Annotated in this window: 16 protein-coding genes; 1 reads left to right on the top strand and 15 read right to left on the bottom strand. The window is 63.7% G+C overall.

Annotated features, from left to right (window positions below):
* Positions 1–25: 25 nt before the first annotated feature.
* The 15 genes from PVW51_RS08460 to PVW51_RS08530 form a co-directional block, all read right to left on the bottom strand.
* Entirely contained in the window at positions 26–1,498 is a 1,473-nt protein-coding gene (locus tag PVW51_RS08460) for an NAD-dependent succinate-semialdehyde dehydrogenase (protein WP_274574529.1), read from the bottom strand.
* Positions 1,495–2,547, bottom strand: coding sequence for a tartrate dehydrogenase (locus PVW51_RS08465; RefSeq protein WP_274574530.1), 1,053 nt, complete (start codon positions 2,545–2,547; stop codon positions 1,495–1,497). The genes PVW51_RS08460 and PVW51_RS08465 overlap by 4 nt, the downstream gene beginning before the upstream one ends.
* Before the next feature lie 17 nt (positions 2,548–2,564).
* Positions 2,565–2,804 (bottom strand): hypothetical protein, encoded by a 240-nt coding sequence (locus PVW51_RS08470; RefSeq protein ID WP_274574531.1) that lies wholly within the window; start codon positions 2,802–2,804, stop codon positions 2,565–2,567.
* Between the two features lie 208 nt (positions 2,805–3,012).
* Positions 3,013–4,338: an NAD(P)/FAD-dependent oxidoreductase gene (locus tag PVW51_RS08475; RefSeq protein ID WP_274574532.1), complete on the bottom strand. Its 1,326-nt coding sequence runs from the start codon at positions 4,336–4,338 to the stop codon at positions 3,013–3,015.
* A gap of 116 nt (positions 4,339–4,454) precedes the next feature.
* Positions 4,455–5,366, bottom strand: coding sequence for a 2-hydroxyacid dehydrogenase (locus tag PVW51_RS08480; protein ID WP_274574534.1), 912 nt, complete (start codon positions 5,364–5,366; stop codon positions 4,455–4,457).
* A complete protein-coding gene (locus PVW51_RS08485) occupies positions 5,366–6,739 on the bottom strand; it encodes an aspartate aminotransferase family protein (RefSeq protein ID WP_274574536.1) in 1,374 nt (457 codons plus the stop codon). The genes PVW51_RS08480 and PVW51_RS08485 overlap by 1 nt, the downstream gene beginning before the upstream one ends.
* A gap of 17 nt (positions 6,740–6,756) precedes the next feature.
* Entirely contained in the window at positions 6,757–7,602 is an 846-nt protein-coding gene (locus tag PVW51_RS08490; protein ID WP_274574538.1) for a GNAT family N-acetyltransferase, read from the bottom strand.
* 135 nt (positions 7,603–7,737) lie between these two features.
* Complete coding sequence (argE, locus tag PVW51_RS08495) at positions 7,738–8,850, bottom strand: acetylornithine deacetylase (RefSeq protein ID WP_274574726.1); 1,113 nt, start codon at positions 8,848–8,850, stop codon at positions 7,738–7,740.
* 5 nt (positions 8,851–8,855) lie between these two features.
* The gene (locus tag PVW51_RS08500; RefSeq protein WP_274574539.1) at positions 8,856–9,236 is read right to left on the bottom strand and encodes a cupin domain-containing protein; all 381 of its coding nucleotides are present in this window, start codon (positions 9,234–9,236) and stop codon (positions 8,856–8,858) included.
* 230 nt (positions 9,237–9,466) lie between these two features.
* Positions 9,467–11,644, bottom strand: a complete 2,178-nt coding sequence (locus PVW51_RS08505) for an FAD-dependent oxidoreductase (protein ID WP_274574540.1) — start codon at positions 11,642–11,644, stop codon at positions 9,467–9,469.
* Positions 11,645–11,658: 14 nt separating this feature from the next.
* Positions 11,659–12,972 carry an NAD(P)/FAD-dependent oxidoreductase gene (locus PVW51_RS08510; protein ID WP_274574541.1) on the bottom strand — a complete coding sequence of 438 codons (1,314 nt, stop codon included), beginning with the start codon at positions 12,970–12,972 and terminating at the stop codon, positions 11,659–11,661.
* 11 nt (positions 12,973–12,983) lie between these two features.
* Positions 12,984–13,862, bottom strand: coding sequence for an ABC transporter permease (locus PVW51_RS08515; RefSeq protein ID WP_114276850.1), 879 nt, complete (start codon positions 13,860–13,862; stop codon positions 12,984–12,986).
* Between the two features lie 31 nt (positions 13,863–13,893).
* Complete coding sequence (locus PVW51_RS08520; protein WP_274574542.1) at positions 13,894–14,844, bottom strand: ABC transporter permease; 951 nt, start codon at positions 14,842–14,844, stop codon at positions 13,894–13,896.
* Positions 14,845–14,923: 79 nt separating this feature from the next.
* Positions 14,924–16,591: a peptide ABC transporter substrate-binding protein gene (locus tag PVW51_RS08525; protein ID WP_274574544.1), complete on the bottom strand. Its 1,668-nt coding sequence runs from the start codon at positions 16,589–16,591 to the stop codon at positions 14,924–14,926.
* Between the two features lie 73 nt (positions 16,592–16,664).
* Positions 16,665–18,329 (bottom strand): ABC transporter ATP-binding protein, encoded by a 1,665-nt coding sequence (locus PVW51_RS08530; RefSeq protein ID WP_274574545.1) that lies wholly within the window; start codon positions 18,327–18,329, stop codon positions 16,665–16,667.
* 390 nt (positions 18,330–18,719) lie between these two features.
* Here PVW51_RS08530 and PVW51_RS08535 point away from each other — a divergent pair, with 390 nt between their 5' ends.
* Positions 18,720–19,199 carry an Lrp/AsnC family transcriptional regulator gene (locus PVW51_RS08535; RefSeq protein ID WP_114277533.1) on the top strand — a complete coding sequence of 160 codons (480 nt, stop codon included), beginning with the start codon at positions 18,720–18,722 and terminating at the stop codon, positions 19,197–19,199.
* Positions 19,200–19,203 lie beyond the last annotated feature (4 nt).

The raw sequence follows: 19,203 nt of genomic DNA on the forward strand, positions 1-19,203 counted from the left end.
GGAAGCGGGCAGGCCCCGGGAACGCTCAAAGACCGGCGAAATGGAACGCCTTGGTTTCAAGGTATTCTTCGATCCCTTCCTGCGCGCCCTCACGCCCCAGACCGGAGGCTTTGACCCCGCCGAAAGGCGCCTCTGCATGGCTGACCACGCCGGTGTTCAACCCGACCAGACCTGCTTCCAGCGCCTCGCCGAACCGGAAGGCACGGGCCATGTCCGTGGTGTAGAAATAGGCCGCCAGACCAAAGGGCGTACCATTGGCCAGCGCCAGCGCCTCGGCCTCCGTTTCGAACCGGAACACGGGCGCGACGGGGCCAAAGGTTTCCTCGTCTGCCAGCTGCATGTCCACCGTCGCCTCCGACAGCACGACCGGATCGGCAAATTGCGCAGGCAGATCGCGCGCCTTGGTGGCACGCCGGGCGCCCTTGGCCAATGCATCCGCCACATGGGCGTTGATCTTGGTGATGGCGCTGGTGTTGATCATCGGACCAATGGCAATGCCCTCGGCTGTGCCGGGACCCACCGTCAGCGCATCGACCCTGGCCGCCAATGCCGCGACAAAGGCATCGTAGATGCCGGATTGGACCAGAATGCGGTTGGCGCAGACACAGGTCTGACCGCCATTTCGGAACTTCGACTGCATCGCGCCCTCGACAGCGGCATCCAGATCGGCATCGTCAAAGACGATAAACGGCGCGTTGCCGCCCAGCTCCAGCGATATTTTCTTGAGCGTCGGGGCGCATTGCCCGGCCAGCAGCGCGCCCACGCGGGTCGAGCCGGTGAACGACAGCTTGCGCACCACGGGGCTGGCGGTCAGCGTTTCGCCGATCACCTCCGGGCGGCCGGTCAGGATGTTCAGCACACCCCTGGGCATGCCCGCCCGTTCGGCCAGAACGCCAAGCGCCAGCGCCGAATAGGGGGTGAAATCGGACGGCTTGATGACCATCGTGCACCCTGCCGCCAGCCCGGGGGCCACCTTGCGGGTGATCATCGCGATGGGGAAGTTCCACGGCGTGATGATGGCACAGACGCCAACCGGCTCCTTCATGGCAAAGATCTTCTTGCCCGGCACCGGAGAGGGGATGATATGGCCGTTGATCCGCCGCGCCTCTTCCGCGAACCAGCGGACAAAGGATGCGCCGTAAACCACCTCGCCCCGCGCCTCGGCCAGCGGTTTGCCCTGTTCGGCGGTCAGGATCCGCGCCAGGTCTTCGGCGTGGTCGTACATCAGTTGATACCAGCGCATCAGGATGTCGGCGCGGTCGACATGGGTGCGCGCGCGCCAGTCTTTCATCGCCTCTTCGGCGGCAGCGATGGCGGCACTGGTTTCAGCCGCCGTACAGTCTGGCATATGCCCGATCGCGTCACCGGTGGCCGGGTCGATCACCGGCATGTCCGCGCGCTCGATCCAGTCGCCGTCGATCAGCGCCGCTTCGCGCAGCAGGTCGGGATCGGACAGCTGGTCGCGCAGGTTGGTGGATGGTGTGTCGTGAATGGTCATGCTTTTCCTCCAAGCGCGGCAACAACTGCCGCCGTGATATCGTCTGTGGTGTTCTGACCGGGACGGGTGCCAATGCCTTGTGCGGTCGCAGTTTCGACGGCCTCCAGCACAGCGGCAGCGGCTTCGCCCTCGCCCAGATGCTCCAGCATCTGCGCCCCCGACCAGATCGCGGCGATCGGGTTGGCAATGTTCTTGCCCGCAATATCCGGTGCTGAACCATGCACCGGTTCGAACATCGAAGGCGCGCTGCGATCGGGGCAGATATTGGCCGAAGCGGCAAAGCCCAGCCCGCCCTGAATGGCCGCGCCCAGATCGGTCAGGATGTCGCCAAACAGGTTCGAGGCAACCACCACGTCCAGATCCTGCGGGTTCATCACCATCTTGGCCGCCATGGCGTCGATATGCATGTGGCTGACCGTCACCTCGGGATATTCGGCAGCCAGTTCGCGGGTCACCTCATCCCAGAACACCATCGAATATTTCTGTGCGTTCGACTTGGTGACCGACGTCAGATGCTTGCGCCGCGCCTGTGCCTGTTCGAAACCAAAGCGCAGGATACGTTCGACACCTTGGCGGGTGAAAATCGACGTCTCGACCGCCACTTCGTTGTCACGTCCTTGATGCACACGCCCGCCGGCACCGGAATATTCACCTTCGGTGTTTTCGCGGATGCACAGGATGTCGAAACCTTCGGCCTTCAGCGGGCCTTCTACACCGGCCAGCAGCCTGTGGGGCCGGATGTTGGCATATTGGTCAAAGGCCTTGCGGATCGGCAGCAACAGACCATGCAGCGACACCGAATCCGGCACGCTGTCGGGCCAGCCGACAGCACCCAGAAAGATCGCGTCAAAGCCGCGCAGCGTTTCAATGCCATCTTCCGGCATCATCGCGCCTGTCTTGGCGTAATATTCGCAAGACCACGGAAAGGTCTGTGTTTCCAGGGCAAAGCCAAAGAGGCCTGCGGCCGCGTTCATGACCTCCATGGCGGCGTCGGTGACATCGACGCCAATGCCGTCTCCGGGGATCAAAGCAAGATTATATGTGGTCATATCAGTTTCCTTGGTCTTCACAGGTCGATCAGGACCGATTTCATTCTGCGGCTGGCGGCACCGGCTTTGCATCCCGGGCCGCAGGTCTTCAGCCCTGCACAGAGCCCATAGCCGGGATGGCCGGCAAGAGCCAAGGCCACTTGCGCGCCCCCAAAACTCCGAAAGCGCACCACCCGCCCGGCATCGGCGCCATCGGTACCCCCGATAAACCGGCGGGTCGACAAGGCGGTCTGGTCTGCATCAATGGCAAGGTTCATGGCGCACCCTGAGAAGGAATTCTGCCTGCAAGATCGCGCGTTCGATGCGGCCAAAGCTGCCGAAAGCGCCGGATCCTCAGCATTTTACGCTGCACTCCCGGATTTCTCAGGCAGAAGATTTTGGCGCTGTCGGGCCCGAACCTTCAGATCGGCGCGGCCTGTATCCTGCCGCCCTGCATTGGGCAAAGCCATGGCCGCACAGCCGCAATCAAAACTTGGATACTCTGCCCCATTGGGCATGGTCAAAGCGGGCCAGCCGGTACTGCGCCGTCTCGGTGATGGGGGCGCGGGCAAGTACCAGATCGGCGACCAGATGGCCCACCCCCGGCCCGATGCCAAAGCCGTGGCCAGACAGCCCTGCCGCCAGCGTCAGACCCGCAATGCCGATGTCATTGTCGATCACCGGCACGCCGTCCGGCGTGCTGTCGATATAGCCTGCCCAACGTGCCTGCACCGGTACAGTCGCAAGTGCGGGCAAGAGCTTGCGCGCATTGGCCAGCGTCTGGTTCACCGTCGCAACCGAGGGGCGCGGGTCAAGGATGCGGACCCGTTCCATCGGGGTTTCCCGATCCAGATCCCAGGTCGCCATGGTCTCGAAACCCGCCCGCCAGGCCTGCAACCCGCCTGGCAGCAGCGACCGCCAGCGTTTGGTAAACATCGGCAGGAAATGCCTGGCTTTGCGGATCATGCGGGGGGTCGGATCGACGTTGCCCTTACCCGAAATCGCCAATGTATAACCGCCATCGCCACGCCGGGTCAGCGACACCGCAGAGGTATGCAGCGCAGGCGGCAAACCCTCGGCACCCGGCGCCACGGAGAGGATCGAACTGCGCACCGAGGCCTGCGGAAAGAAAATGCCCGACTGGTGCAGGAAACTGCCCGCCCAGGCGCCACCCGCCATCACCACCTGCGGCGTGCGGATCACACCACGCTCGGTCACCACCGCCGAGGCGGCCCCCGCTTCGGTTTCGATACCGCGGGCGGCACAGCCCTGCACCACGACACCGCCATGCTGCATCACGCCGCGTGCAATCTGCGGTGCGGCACTGGCAGGGTCGGCAATGCCATCGCTGGGCGACCAGACCCCACCGGCCCACTGCTGCCCGGTTGCAGCGCCCCTTTCGGTGGCTTCGGAGGCGCTCAGCATCCGGGTGTCGACACCTTCGCCCCGCGCAAACCGGCCCCAGCTGGCCCAGCCTTCGATTTCGGCGGCATTGTTGGAAAGATACAGCAACCCGCAGCGGCGAAAGCCCAGATCAACGCCGATATCCTGCGCCATGTCTTCCCACAGCGCCAGGCTGCGGGTGGAGAGCGGAAGCTCGCGCGCATCGCGGTTCTGCTGGCGGCACCAGCCCCAGTTGCGGCTGGATTGTTCGGCCCCCACGCGGCCTTTCTCCAGCAGCACCACTTTCATGCCCGCACGCGACAGCCAATAGGCGGCACATACGCCGACGATGCCTGCCCCGATCACCACGCAATCGGCAGCCTCTGGAAAGGTGTCATTTGTCGTCAAATTCATCAACGGGGCAGGCATTGTATTCTCCGTACTTCTGGCCAGACCTTCATCATATCGCCTGCTGCGCGGCGTCGCAGGATATGGTCTTGTAATTGTTCACAAAAACGAAACCTGCGCGGCACCGCCGGTTGCGCTCAATACCCCCGGTTCTGATCGACACGCCCGGGAAGCGGGCTTTTGGCGCGCGTGGCGCGGACCACCTCCAGCGCATGCAGCGCCCCTGCGTGGTGGTCGGTCACGGCCGCGATATGCGGCGTGACAATCACCCGCGGATCATGCCAGGCCCAATGGTCGGCAGGCAGCGGTTCAGGGTTGGTCACATCCAGCATCGCATGCCGCAGCGCGCCACTGTCCAGCGCGTCGCGCATTGCCTGCATGTCCAGCTGCGCCCCGCGCCCGGCATGCACCAGCGCCGCCGCTTCCGGCAGTTTCGCAAACAGAGTGGCGTTCAGGATGCCGCGCGTCTCGGCTGTCAGCGGCAGCAGGCAGATCAGAATATCGCTCTGGCCCAGAAACCTGTCCAGATCCTGCAGGCCATAAACCGGAACATCCGCCACCGCCCGCCCGGAGCGTGACCAGCCGCTGACCTTGAAACCCATGGCGCCGAGAGTCTGTGCCGCCAATGTGCCGATCCGGCCCATGCCCATGATCCCGACGCGGGCGTTCCGCGCATGCGACACCGCCTGCGGCTTCCATTGGCCCTGCCCTGCCTGTTCCAGATAGGCCGGCATCGTGCGGTGCAGCATCAATGTTGCCATTACCACCCAGTCGCGCACCATCTCCTCGATACCCGGATCAAGGGCGCGCACCAGTTCCATGCCTGCGGGCAAGGCAGGCATCTGGTCCACCCCGGCCCCGGAACTGATCACGACCTGCAGGTTGGGATAGCGCTGCAGATCTTTCGGGGGTGTCCAGCACAACAGATGCGTGACATCGGCCGGGTCGGTGACGGCCTCTTCGCCCACGATGATCTTTTCACCCGCCGCCTCAAAGGCCGCGACCCAGACCGCTGCGCGTTCGGCGCTGGACAGGAACAGCAATGCCATCAGCGCAACACCTCGCGAATTTCGGGATCGTCCAGGGTGATATCCAGAACCTTGCGGGTCCGCGCCACGATCTCGTCTATTTCGTCTTCGGTGCAACACAGAGGCGGCGCATAGGCAAAGATGCCCTGCGGGAATGACCGCACCACCAGACCCTGTTCCCAGGCCCGGTCAAACAACCGCGTTGCAGGCTGCACTTCGGGCGGCAGGGGTGTCTTGCGCGCCTTGTCGGTCACCAGTTCCACCGCCGCCAGCATCCCGCGTCCGCGCACATCGCCGACCAGGGGATGATCACGCAGGGTTTCCAGCCCCGCCATCAGGCGTTTGCCTGCGCGTATGCCGTTCATGAACAGCCCGCCCTCATAAAGCGCCAGCACCTCAAGCGCCACCGCCGCCGAGACCGGATGCGCGGAATAGGTGAACCCATGCCCCACAGCCTTGGCCCCTGCACCATCGGCAATCACCTCATAGACATGATCCGACATCAAGACCGCCCCCATCGGCACATAGCCCGAGGTCAGACCCTTGGCGCAGGTCAGCAGATCGGGAACGATGCCCTCGTCGGCGCTGGCAAAAATCGGGCCGGTGCGGCCAAATGCGGTGATGACCTCATCGACGACAAAGAGAATGCCAAGTTCGGTGCACAGATCCCGCATCGCCTTGATCCAGCCCGGCGGCGGGACCAGCACGCCGCCTGATCCCTGGATCGGTTCGACATAGAAGGCCGCAACGCGGTCCTCTCCGATCTCGGCCACCTTGGCGCGCAGCTCGGCCACCGATGCCTCGATCACCGCCTGCGGATCATCGCCCCGCGGATTGCGATAAAGATAATGCGAGGAAATCTTGTGCTGCCAGGCATAGGGCACGCCGAACCCGTCATGGAAACCGGGCAGCGCGGTCAGCCCCGCGCCCATCGTGGTTGAGCCGTGATAGCCCTGCTCGACCGAGATGAACTGATCGCGCCCGGGCTTGCCCCTGGCCTGCCAGTAGTAACGGACAAAGCGGATGGTGCTGTCCACCGCGTCCGACCCGCCAAGGGTGAAATAGACGTGGTTCAGATCGCCCGGCGCACGGTCGGCCAGGGCGGCGGCCAGCCGGATCGGGGGTTCCGACCCCAGATCGAAGTATCCCGTGGCATAGGGCAGCCTGCGCATCTGCTCGGCAGCGGCCTCGACCACGCTTTCATGGCCATAGCCCGCGTTCACACACCAAAGGCCCGCAAACCCGTCCAGCAGCTCGCGCCCTTCGCTGTCGGTGACAGTCGCCCCCTCGGCCGACCGCAGGACGCGCACGCCGCGGGCCTCGTGGCCGCGGAAGGACGACACCGGATGAACAAGGTGCTGGCGGTCCAGCTCGACAAGAGAATTGGTCAACATTTGACGTCCCATTCAGGTTATCCCAGCGCCTGCGACACAAGGGCAAAGGTTTTGTATTCCGACGGCGCGCGGGTTCGCGCGTCGCGTTTCATGGCAATGCCGCCGCCAGCGGCTTGCAGACCCAGCCGCGTTGCGGTCTCGCCCATGCCCGCGTCGGCAGGCAGGTCAACACGCAGGAAACCACCCGCGCAGCGGCGCGCCGCCTCGGCCATCAGCGCCGCAGCGCTGGCCGCGTCCCGTGCCACCACCGGCCCCAGCACCCGCCCGCGCCCGAAATCGCGCAGCAGGGCAAATCCGTTCTCGCAGCGCAGCACTTCGCCCTGCGCGGCAATCGCCCCCAGCAATCCCGCCCGCGACATGCCCGAAGCCTGCAAATCCAGCGCTGCCAGCGTGGGTATGTCCTGCGCATCACCGGTTCGAACGGACAACTCAGGCGTCGCCGCCTGGGCAATCCCCTGCTGCTGGCACACTTCGCCACAGGCCACGAACCCCATCTTTTCATAAAGCGGCAGCCCGTCCGCAGTGGCGGTCAGACGCAATTCGCGCGCACCGCCAATGGCAATCACCTGCTCCATCAGCGACCGGCCCAGCCCGCGTCCGCGCATCTGCGCATCGACGATGATCATGTTCATCGTCGCCACATCGCCGAAGGCAGAGCACAATGCAGTGCCCACAACTTTGCCGTCCCGCAGCGCCACAACCCCCCTGGAGACCGACAGCGTCAGCTGCCAGTCCTCGGCACGGTGCGGCCAGACGGCCTCCGTCGACAGACGCAGTGCGCCATCCAGATGGGAGGGCTCAAAGGCGGTGATCCGAACATCGTCTCGCGACAATCTGGCCGATGCGGGTTTGATAGCAGTCATGAATTTTCCGTCCTGTTTGTGCCCAGTCTAGGCCCCCGCACGCGGCAGTTTTGTTTTGATCCCCGCCCGTTGCGGTAGTTTTCTGCGGCGGCGCAGTTGCTCGGCCACAGAAAATGCCGCGTAGCGCAAAGCGGATCAGGACGCCAGATGACGCCCCAGCGCCAGGACCATCGCAATTGCCCCCGCAAGTTCGTCTTCGGTCAGATATTCCTCGGGCCGGTGCGCGCGTGCGATGTCGCCGGGTCCGCAGATGACCGAGGCGACGCCAGCCTGCTGGAACAGCCCCGCCTCGGTGCCGAAACTGACAGCACCCAGGGGTTCATGCCCCGAGATGTGCGCGGCCAGTGTGGCCAGCGGATGATCCGCCTCCAGCGACAGCGCCGGATAAGTCGACAGCCATTCGCCGCGCACCCCCGGCCCCAGCGCCGCCATCACCGGTGCCAGCAGCGTTTTGGGATCAACCCCGGCAATCGCCCGCGCCTCCATGCTGGCTTCGGCGTGATCGGGGATGATGTTCAGCGCCTGACCGCCCTGCACCGTGCCGATCTGAAGACTGGAATAGGGCGGCGCGAAACGGTCATCCTGCGGCCCTTCACGCAGCGCCTCGGCCTGCTTGCGTGCAACGGACAGCGCAGGCAACAGCGCATGAATGGCATTGTCACCCTGATCGGGGCGCGAACTGTGGCCCGACCGGCCCTCGGCCACGAGCCGCAGCGCCGCCTTGCCCTTATGCGCCAGGACAGGCACCAGCCCGGTCGGCTCTCCGACGATGCAGCCCAAGGGCAGCGCGCATAGATCCGGCAGCGCCGCAATCATATGCGGCACCCCGCGACAGCCCGCCTCCTCGTCATAGGACAGCGCAATATGAACAGGGGCGGACAGCTCCATTCCGACCAGTTCGGGCACGGCGGCCAGCACCGCAGCCACATAGCCCTTCATGTCGCAACTGCCCCGCCCGATCAGCCGCCCGCCGTCACGGCGCAGGACAAAGGGATCATCCAGCCATTCCGGCTCGCCCGCCGGCACCACATCGACATGGCCCGACAATATATAGCCGGGCCGTGACGCATCCCCGATGGTGGCGAACAGATTGTACCGGTCGCCTTCCGGTCCCTTGAGCAGGTGAAAGGGCACCCCGTGTTTGCGCAGGTAATCCGCAACAAACTGCATCAACCTGTCATTGGGTGTGCCGACCACACTGGGAAAGCCGACAAGCTGCTCCAGCAATGCGGCACCCGATGCCTGCATCACGCTCACTCCGTGACGGGAGTTGCGGTGACATAGATCTTGCGCAGGGTCTCCAGTGTTTTCCACTGGCCCACAAAGCCCGGCTTCATCACAAAGCTGTCGCCCGCACCAAAGCTGAAAGTTCCGCCGCCGTCTTCGCTGATCTCGACGCGTCCGGACAGGATATGACAGAATTCAAAGGTTTCGCCCTTCATCGACTTTGTCGTGCCGGGCGTGGCTTCCCATACGCCGGTGCGAATCTGACCCCATTGCGCGGCTTCGGCCCAGGCTTCGTCCTGCGCCCATGTGCGAAAGGCAGGCGCGCCTTCGATCAGGCGGTCGGGGGCTGCCACATCTTCGCGGGGGGCGAATTCGGGGGCGGTATCAATCGGAACAATAAGGGACATAGTGAGGTCTTTCTGCTGGTGCGCCAACCGGCGCGTTGATCTGCCCGGACAAAATGCACCAGCCTGCCCGGCGATCTTGTCCAAAGTTGCCGTTCCGGCGGCAGGTCCTGCCGGATGCTGCCCGCCCGGCGCAATTTCATGCTCGCGATTCCGTAAATTGGGGGAAGCCCGGTGGCACATGTCAGGTGAACCATGGCCACGAACCGGCAAACCCCTGCAAACATGGAAAACTATGTTTCCCGGTCGTGGATCAGGATCTTATCGCCCGTTTCACTGACCGCACGGATGGTCAGTTTCCCGCAACCGGCAGGCGCATTGCGCGGGGTGCCATCGACAAGATCGAATTCGGCAAAATGCACGGGACAAACGATGTGACCATCCGCCACGAAACCATCCGACAAGGAAGCCACGGCATGCGGGCAGGCATCCGCAACCGCATGGACCTGACCATTGATGCGGGTGACGGCCAATGCGCCAAGCTTAGGGTCATCGACACGCAGCACCGCGCCCTCCACCACAGCGGAACCCGCGACAAGGAAGCGTCCCGGCCCGGCTGGCCTAGGCGGCTGACGGCGCGCGGTCTTTGGTCGTGGTGCGGAATCGAAACGATGAATCTCCTGCGGGCGGTCGATGCCGATCGCAAAATCGCCAAAGTCCCAAAATGGCCGGTCCCCGTCCCCGGGTCCGTTGCAAAGGCGGGCTTTCGCAGTCGGGCGCCCGGCAATTTGAATGCGTTTGCCAAATTGATCCGACCAGAACCGCAGGGGCGCGCGGGCCGAAAGTGGCTGACCCAACATGGCACGCACGCAGGCGCGCGCCTGATCATTGGCGTTCTGCCAGCTTTCGATCCGCCCGAGGCCTGCCGGCCCGGGTTGTGACGCCACATCGCCAATCGCATGGATGAGCGGATTGCTGGTCGTGCCTGCGGCATCCGTGCTGATCCCTCCGTCACAGGCGATCCCGGCCTGGCGACCCAGATCATCGCTGGGCGCGATCCCCACGGCGATCAGCAGCATGTCAGCCGTAATCTCACTGTCGCCGATCTGGGCGCGGACCGCGTTGTCATCCATAGAGAATTCAGCGCTGACGCCCAGGCGAAGATCAACACCATGGCTGCGGTGCATGGCGGCAAGGTGATCGGAAACCGCAGGCGGCAACAGGCGGTGGGCCAGCGCCGGTCCACGCACCAGAACCGTCACCTCGATCCCGGCGGCACGGGCGGCGGCAGCGGCCTCCATCGCGATCCAGCCGCCCCCGAGGATCAGCAAGCGGCGTGGCGCGGCCAGGGCGATGGCCCGTGCGTCATCGCGGGTGCGCAACCTGTGCACGCGCGGACCGGACAGCGCCATCGGGTTTCGCGCCTGCCCGCCGGTCGCGAGGATCAGGCGTGCGTAGTCGCGATTGCTGCCATCGGCCAGGGTCACCCGGCAGCGATCAGGATCCACCCCGACAACCCGCTGGCCGAGGCAGAGGTCGATGTTCAGGCGCTTTGCCTCATCCGGGGTCATCGCATCGGTCTGCGGCACGCTCCGGAACAGCGTCTTTGACAGTTCCGGCCGCTCGTAGGGCGGATGCGCTTCGTCGCCGATCAGTTGCACCGGCCCGCGATGGCCTGCTTCGCGCAAGGAACGTGCCGCCATCGCGCCGGCCTGGCCCGCGCCCACGATCACGATTGGCCGGGGCTGCGGCAGTTCAAGCCGCTGGCCAAGCTCAATCGCGCCTTCGGTTTCGATGACACAATAGATGCCAAGATTGCGTTGAAACCGATCCACAAGCGTCCGCAAAACGTCGGGATCGCCCGGCAATTCGCCCTGCGCCAGAGTGGTAAACCCGCATCTTCCACAATGGGAGACACCGCGCAGGGTGACATTCCCGATCCGGAAACGCTGGCCGAGCAGGTTGTATTCCGGAATACCCTCCGGGGCATCGGGCAAATCGACCACGATGTTCGGGCGAAAGCGGCGCGCATCCATGTTGCTTTGCGGAAGGAGGCGGGACAATTGCGCCAGCGCCTGCCGGCTGATCAGATGTACCGGCGCCATGGTGTAGCGCGGCCGGGCCGCCGTGCCGTCTGCCAGCGCCGTGCCGTGCCGCCGGACCTGAACCGCGCGGCCGAAATGCAACGACAGCATGTCACGGGCCGCCTCGCTTTCCGCATCCAGCCAGACCTGTCCATCGGATGATATCTGGGGGCGGTCGTTGCGGATCCGTGCCTGGATATCGGGCGCCCGGTTCCAGCGGGGATCGCGCACCGGATAGGCTGTCTCGCCTGTCTCCGCATCGAAAAGCCCATGGGTCCGGTCACCAACCGGCCCGCCCTTGACCATCCGGAGGGTCTCGCAGCGCTCGCCGCCCAGCGTGCTGAGCGGATAGCGCCAGAGCGCGGCCACAATTGCGTCGTCGAACATCGCGGTCATCCGCTTTATCGTTTGCTACGCCACCATGCGATGCGGTCCTGCAGGGCATAGCCCCTGATGATCGCGGGCATGAACCACGGGTTGCCCCGGTAGAGCGGCACCGCAGCAGGCGGGCGGGAGAACAGCGCGGAACGGCCCTCTTCGCCATTGCCCAGCAACCGGTGCGCCGCGCGGGTGCCGACCCAGGGTGCCCAGACGACGCCCGAGCCACAGAACCCGCTGGCATAGACGATCCCGTCCTTTTCAAAGATCCGGGGCAGCATGTCGCGGTTCATCGCCACATTGCCATACCAGCTGTGCGACAGATGCACCCCTTCCAGCTCGGGGAAGACTTCGGCCAGCCCACGGCGCAGCCGTTGCGTCGGCACGGTGGCGTCGCCCCCATGCCCGCTTTCACGCCCGCCCAGCAGGATGCGTTTGCCGTCTGGTGTGGGGCGGTAGTAATAGCCCAGCTGCCGCCCCTCGCCCATCATCATGCGCTGCGGCATCAGCCGGTCCATCACCTCGGGCGGCAGCTCTTCGGTGACGATGATCCGGCTGCGCACCGGCACCAGACGTCGGCGCAGATAGGGGGCGGCACCATCGGTGTAGCCGTTGGTGCAGACCAGTACCTGCCGCGCCTCGACCGTGCCTGACGGGGTCTGAACGCGAAATGTCGCGCCCTCGCGCCTGATCGCCGTGACCGGGGTGTGCCCATGCACGGCGACACCGGCGGCCAGTGCCAATTGCAACAGGCCTGCATGAAACTTGCCCGGATGCAGCCCGCCGATGTCCTTGCGCACAACGCCGCCACGGTAAAAGCCGGAGCCGATATATTGCTCCTGTTCCCCGTGGGGAACCGCATAGGTCTCGATCCCCAGCCGTTTCGCCAGGGCCTCGGCACCCCGGGCCATGGTGTCATATTGGCCGAACCCCAGCGCCCCCTTGAACAAGCCGGTCAGCCGGAAGTCGCAGTCGATCTCCTCGCTGCGGATGAAGTCGTACAGGAATTCCCGCGCGGTCTTGCTCTCGGCTTCGATGGCATAGGCGGTGGCCTCGTCAAAGGTCCTTGTTATCGCGGCATGGCTGGGGCGGATCGAGCCGCTGGTGATGCCGCCGTTGCGCGAGGATGCGCCCTCGCCCGGATGCATCGCGTCAAAGGCCGCGACCGAGCGGCCCGCCCGGGCCAGGGTCAATCCCGCAGCCAGCCCGGCATAGCCGACGCCGACAATGGCCACGTCCACCGACCGGGCGGGGGGCTGTACAGGCACCGGTCCGGGCGGGGCCGCTTCCCACCAGAACGGTGTCGCCTTGTCAGCAAGCCGGGATGTTTTGGCCATCGTATATCCTATCAGACGGTGTCGTTGCGGACGTCAAGCGCGTCGCGCAGACCGTCCCCGATAAAGTTGAAGCTGGACACCGCGATGGTGATCGCAATGCCTGGTATGATTGCAAGCCATGGCGCGCTGGCCAGGTATTGCTGCGCCCCGTTCAGCATGTTGCCCCAGCTTGGCAGCGGCGGCTGGATTCCGAAACCCAGAAAGCTGATATAGGCTTCCAGCAGGATGGCACGGGCCACTGTCAGGGTCGCGGCAACGATGATGGGCCCCATGGCATTGGGCAGGATCTCGCGGAACATGATATGCGACCGGCCCAGCCCCAGCATGCGCCCGGCAAGCACGAATTCCCGCTCCTTGAGCGAACGGACCTCGGCCTCGACGATCCGGGCGACCTCCATCCAGCTGGTCACGGCAATGATGATGGTGATCATCACCGGGCTGGGTTTCAGTGCTGCGGCCAGCGCCAGCAGCAGGAAGATGGTCGGGTAGGACAGGAACCCGTCGACCGTCCGCATCAGCACGGCGCTGATCCAGCCGCCGCGGTAACCCGCGATCACGCCGACCAGCGTGCCGACGAAGATCGACAGCACCATGGCGAAGAAGCCCACCAGCAGCGAGATCCGGCCAGCCATGAACAGCCGTGCCGCGATGTCGCGCCCCAGGGGGTCGGTGCCCAGATAGTGATCGCTGGCAAAGGGCGGCGCGAACCTTGCCCGCAAATCGATGTAAAGCGAGTCGTAGGGCAGCAGATAGGGGCCGACAACGCAGGCCAGCGTCAGAAGGGTGATCATCAACAGCCCCAGCAGCGCCAGACGATGGCTCAGGAAGCGGCGCAGCACCCGGCTCTGCCACCAGCGGCTGGGGGAGTGGGTTGCGGTCAGGGTGGTCATCTCGGTGGCTTCCTTCTCCTTGGGTCGGGCGTCAAGCCAGACGAATGCGTGGATCAACCAGCGCGACAACAATATCGGCAACAAGGTTGCCTGCGATGGTCAGGATGGCTGAGAACATCAACAATCCCATTACGACGGGGTAGTCGCTGTAGCCGAGGCTATCGAGGAACAGCCGCCCCATGCCCGGCCAGGTAAAGACGGTTTCCGTCACCAGCGCGCCGGTCAGGATCGAGGGCAGCTGCACCCCGGCTAGGGTGATCATCGGCAAAAGCGCGTTGCCGACGACATGTTTCATCAGCACCCGGCGTTCGGTGACGCCCTTGGCGCGGGCGGTTTTCACGAATTCCTGGCTGATCGCATCCAGCGTTGCGGTGCGCATGTACCGGCTCCAGACCGCGATATGGACCAGCGCCAGCACCACCGAGGGCATGATCAGGTGATGCAGGTAATCCAGTACCGAACCGTTGCCGATGGAATACATGTTGCCCGCTGGCAGCCAGCCCAGTTTCAGCGAGAAGACGTAGATGCCGATCAGACCGAACCAGAAGGTCGGGATCGACAGGGCAACCATGGCACCCACGGTCGCGGCATAATCGAAGGTCGAATAGCGGTGGGTCGCCCCCCGGATACCGATCCAGGTCCCGATCGCGATGGCGATGACGGTCGAGGAGCCCATCAGGAGGAAAGTGGCAAAGAGATGCCGGCCGATCACGGTCAGAACCGGGTTCCCGTCGCGGAAGGATATTCCCCAGTCGCCCTGAAGCAGCCGCCAGGCCCAGTCGAAATACTGCACCAAAAGCGGGCGGTTCAACCCGAGCTGTTCGGCGAGCCGGGCCTTGTCCGCTTCGGTCATGCCGGGGTCGAGCGCAAATTGCGCCAGCGGTCCGCCCGGAATGAGGTTGAGTACGACAAATCCGATGATTGAAACGATCACGAGCAGCACGATGCTTTGCGCGAAGCGTTTGAGCAGGAATGCAGGCATATTCTCCTCCTTCCGGGACAGGTAGCGTTACATTGTGCCCGGTGTCCGGAGCGTTCTGCCACGGACACCGGAGGTCAGGTCAGGCCCAGTACCAGGCCGCAGCGTGCCAGGATTCGGTCCGCGTGTTGGTATTGACCTCGAAGCCCTCGATGCCTGCCTTGCGACCATAGAGGTTGGTGTAGGCAAACAGCGGCAGGAACGGGAGGTCGTGCCGGATGATCTCCTGCACCTTGAAGTAGATCTCCCGCCGCTTTTCGGGGTCGAACGTGCGGCTGCCTTCCACCAGCAGGGCATCGACCTCGGAGTTGGAATACTGCGCGTTGTTCGACCCGCTGCCGCCCTTGGCCGCGATGGCATCGGTGTGGAAGCGATAGGTCACATCCGGGTCGCCGCCGACCAGATAGGTGATGCCGACCATGGCCGAGTCGAATTGCGACTGGCCCCAGAAATCGCCCCACATCACGGCGGGGGGCAGGTTCTCGATCTTCATCTCTGCGCCGATCTCGGCAAAGGTCTGCTGCAGGAACTGCTGGGTCTGTTCACGCAGGTGGTTGCCGACGGTGGTCGAGTTGTTGAACGACAGGCGCAGCCCGTCCTTTTCGCGGATGCCATCGGCGCCCGGCACCCAGCCGGCCTCGTCCAGGATCTGGCGTGCGCGGTCGAGGTTGAACTCCTGCTTCGGCAGATCCGGGTTGTAGTAATAGGACTGCGGCGGCATGAAGGTTTCGGCCGGGGTGGGCACCCCATAGTACAGCGCGTCGATGATCGCCGTCCGGTCCATCGCCAGATACAGCGCCTCGCGCACGGCCTGGTCCTTGAAGACAGGCAGTTCCTGGTTGAGATAGATCGATTCAACCGATCCCTTGGGTTCAACCGTCACCACCCGGTCTGCCAGATCCTTGGCCTCCTGGTAGTTGTCGGGCGTGATGTAGGCGTTGCCTACCAGGTCGATGTCGCCGCTCTTGAACTGGGCGTAAAGCACGGTCATGTCGGGGATGTATTTGAAGATCAGCTCTTCGACATAGGGGCCTTCGCCGAAGTAATCCGCGTTGGCCACCAGTTCGAGCCGGTCACCGGCAAGACGCTGTCCCCATTTGAAAGCCCCGGTGCCGACCGGCGCCTGATTGAACGCGGCCTCATTGGGGTTGACCTCGGCCTCAAGAATATGTTTGGGCACCATGAAGGTTTCGGTCAGGAACGACAGATAGGGAGCAAAGGGTTCTTCCATCCGCCAGGTGATCTCGGTCGGCGAGACAACGGTGATGTCGCGGACCAGATCATGGCCGGTGGTCCGCCAGGCGCGGAAATCGGGGTTCACGATCAGTTCGAGCGTATATTTGACGTCCTCGGCGGTGAAGGGTGTGCCATCGTGCCAGGTGACATCATCGCGCAGGCGGATGCGCCAGTTCAGCCCGTCCTCGGAAATGCCGCCATTGTCCTGGCTGGGCACTTCACTGGCAAGGTTCGGCCCGATGACGCCATCGACACTGATGCGGAACAGCGCGTCGAAAATCGAGAAGTTCACGCCGTCATCCACTTCGATATGCGGCATCAGCGGGTTGAACACGGTCGGTTCCTGCGACAGGCCGACTACGATACGGCCCGTCGGCGCTGCCGGAGGTGTCTGGGCGAAAGCGGGCTTGCCCAGCAGATGTGGTGCGAAAAGGCCCGCAGCGCCCCCGGCGCCGAGAACCCGCAGGGCGTCGCGGCGTGAGAAGCCTGCGCTGGTTTTGTTGAACTTGGTCATTTTAGTCTCCCATGTGTTGGATTTATCGGGTTGGTTTTGTGACGTTTCTTGTGACGGCTTTGGATATCGGCGCTCAGCCCTCGGCTGCGGCCAATTCGGGGCGGTTGCTGCTTTCGCCGGGAATGGCGGCCACCAGCTCGCGGGTGTAATCGGATTTCGGGTTGAGAAAGATCTGCGACGGCGGCCCCATTTCGACGATCCGTCCGCGCTGCATGACGGCGATATCGTCGCAAATCTGGCTGGCGACGCGCAGGTCGTGGGTGATGAAGACCATCGAGATCCCGGTTTCCCGCTGGACCTTGTCGAGCAGTTCCAGGATCTGCGCCTGTATCGATACGTCCAGCGCCGAAACAGCTTCGTCGGCAACCAGCAGCGTCGGCTTGAACATCAGCGCGCGTGCAATGCCGATCCGCTGCCGCTGACCGCCGGAAAACTCATGCGGGTAGCGCCCGTAGGCCCCGGTATCCAGCCCGACCAGATCCAGCAGGGCGCGGGCATCTTTGCGGGCCTTGGCATAGGGCATCCCGTGGGCGGTTGGCCCCACGGTCAGAATCCGCCCGATCGTCGCGCGCGGGTTCAGCGATGCAAAAGGATCCTGAAAGATCATCTGGATGCGCTGGCGCAGCGGGCGGAACTCGGTCTCTGCCATCGGCGCGATGTCACGGCCTTCGAACAGGATGCGCCCCCCGTCGCAGTCCATCAGCTTGGTCAGCAACCGCCCCAGCGAGGATTTTCCCGATCCGCTTTCACCCACCACGCCCAGCGTCCGGCCGCTGGCCAGTTCAAAGGACACATCGCGCACGGCAGGCACCACACGCTGGGTGCGCAGCAGGGCGCTGCCGCTGCGATAGGTCTTTGTCAGCCCTTCGACCTTCAGCACCGTATCGCTGCCTGTGGATTGCAATGACGGGCGGTCCTTGTCGGTCAGATGCGGCACGGCGGCGATCAACCGTTTGGTATAGGGGTGTACGGGCGCCTTCAGAACCTGGTCTGCGGTGCCCCGTTCGACAACATGGCCTTTTTCCATCACCACGACATTGTCGGCAATCTCTGCCACGACGCCAAAATCATGGGTGATGAACAGCACGCTCATGCCCTTGCGGCGCTGGATGTCGCGGATCAGTTCGAGGATCTGCGCCTGGGTGGTCACGTCCAGCGCCGTGGTCGGTTCGTCCGCGATCAGGATCGAGGGTTCAAGCGCCAGCGCCATGGCGATCATCACCCGCTGGCGTTGCCCGCCGGACAGGCGGAAAGGATATTGATTGTACATCAGCGCAGGGTCCGGCAGCCCCACTTCGTCCAGCAGTTCCACCGCCCGTTTGCGCCGTGAGGCCTGTGTGCCGATCCCATGCGCCCGCATGGCCTCGTCTACCTGCGCGCCCACGGTCATCAGCGGGTTCAGCGCCGACAGCGGGTCCTGAAAGATCATCGACACCACCCGTCCGCGCAGGCTGCGCAGGGATTCCGCATCCATGCCGACAATTTCGAGCCCGTTCAGCGTGATGGAGCCGGCGCTGACACCGATCACGCGAGGCAGAAGCCCCATGATGGTATTTGCGGTCACCGATTTGCCCGACCCCGATTCACCGATCACACAGAGGATCTTGCCACGTTCGAGATCGAAAGAGACCTCCTCGACCGCATGGGCACGTTCCATGCCATGGGGCAGGTTGACGGTCAGACCGCGCACCGATAGCGCCAGTTCATGGCTGTCGTCTGTCTGGGGGCTTGCTGTCATGCTGCACTTTCCTTGCGTGTGAACCGTTGTGTAGTCCTCGCCGATAATCCAAGTATTGTGATCCCTATCGGGGGGCAGAGTCACCAAATCACCACGTGCAGACGGCAGGATAAACTGATCTGATGTCCGGGTCTGGCAGATTATTCTGCGCCGCATATGGCACCTTTTTCGGTGCATGATGAGGCGAAGGATCCCCCTGGCCCGGTCGGTGTATTGCCCGCGCCCGAAGGATATGTTGAAGTTTTGTCAAAACATCCGCTGTGAAGCTTGCACAGGAAATGGGCATTCCGGCAAGTGGGACAGAAATCCTTCGGCACCCGCCCGCACGAAACAGATGACGGCCCGCCCTATGCCACGTATTACTTTCCCAGGACGAATTGGAGCGCCTGCATGACCCTCGACAAGATCGACATCAGGATTCTCTCTGAACTCCAGAAGAACGGCAGGATCACCAATGTCGAACTTGCCGAACTGGTTTACCTGTCGCCCAGCCCCTGCCTGATGCGGGTCAAGAAGCTGCAGGCCGAAGGGTACATCACCGGTTACGCCGCACAGATCGACGTATCGAAACTTGGCCAAAGCCTGATGGTTTTCACGGAAATCACGCTGAAAAACCACCGTCAGATTGATTTTGCCCGCTTCCTTGCCGCGATGGAAAAGATTGACCAGGTGATCGAATGCCACCTTGTGTCCGGTGGTTATGATTACCTCGTAAAGTTCGTCACCGCCGGGATCACCGAGTATCAGACGATCATGGAAAACCTGGTTGAACGGGACATCGGCATCGACAAATATTTCAGTTTCGTCATCCTGAAATCGCCCATCGTCAAGAAACATCTGCCGCTTGCCTCCTTCCTCGGAGAAGACTGACGCC

Origin of the sequence: Sulfitobacter sp. PR48, assembly GCF_028807335.1 — a bacterium.
GTDB lineage: Bacteria > Pseudomonadota > Alphaproteobacteria > Rhodobacterales > Rhodobacteraceae > Sulfitobacter.